We start from the raw sequence: 998 nt of genomic DNA, 5'->3' as shown, positions 1-998 counted from the left end.
TTTTTTGAGACGTTCAACTTTACTCCACATTTTTGCTTTAGCACGCGCATAAAGTACATCAAGAGCAAAACGATCTAACTTTTTCATAGCAGTACGTGAACGTAATTCGCTGATAATCGCAAGAGCTGGAATTTCCCACATAGAGCTATGCGCCCACGGACCATGAAACTGAAGAATATATTGGCCATCTTTACGGGTTAATTCATATTCTGGTAATTGAAAATTCTCAAGCCACTGAAGAAAATCAGGTTCAAAAATTTGCTTTCGTCCATAAAATGTATTACCAGCGAGCCAGATCATTTCTTTTTTTGAAAAACGCAAACTAAGAGCATGATCAAGTTGGGCACGTAATTCACTCTCATCAATATCATCAGCAAGACGTATTGTTTTAGAGCGGTTTATAAGGGAAAAAGTAACATTGACAGTGGGATAAAGTCCCCAAATCATCTGTACCATAAGAAGCTTATAAAAATCCGTATCGAGAAGTGAACGAATAATGGGATCAAGTTTCCAAGTATGATTGTAAACACGTCTAGCAATATCCGGATGATTCATAACCTTTTTCTTTCAGTCTCATCGAATCTAAAATTATTATGCACCAACACGGTTAATATAGGCGACGCAAGGACTATAACAACTCTACAATTTTGGGCAAGAATAAAAAAGCCTGTTCTCTTTTTTCGTTTTTAAGATTTAATAATACGTAAAATTTCATGCTGACCTGTTTTTTGTAACTTTATCCCTGTATGAACTTCAGTATATTCTTTGCCATTAACATAGAGCATATTTTCAGATCCCCATTTTACTTTAATAGTATAAATGGCATCACAAAATTTCATTTTTGCTTCATATTTTGGCCAAATAGAAGGTAAATGTGGCTGTAAAAATAACAAGTCTCCCTGACGTTGTATTCCAAGAATCGCTTGTGTTGCGGCACGATAAAACCAACCAGCTGAACCTGTATACCAAGTCCAACCGCCTTGACCACATCGTGGTTC

General features: G+C 36.4%; 1 protein-coding gene and 1 pseudogene. Both read right to left on the bottom strand.

The features are described from left to right. Nucleotides 1-555: pseudogene (locus ACFIO3_RS13955) on the bottom strand (nicotinate phosphoribosyltransferase); the annotation flags it as partial. Nucleotides 556-686: 131 nt separating this feature from the next. Continuing rightward, nucleotides 687-998, bottom strand: a 312-nt coding sequence (locus ACFIO3_RS13950; RefSeq protein ID WP_375704675.1) for a hypothetical protein, incomplete at its 5' end; no start/stop codon positions are given.

The organism is Bartonella sp. AD328YNZD, from assembly GCF_042196425.1.
This window is presented reverse-complemented; position numbering and strand designations above follow the sequence as displayed.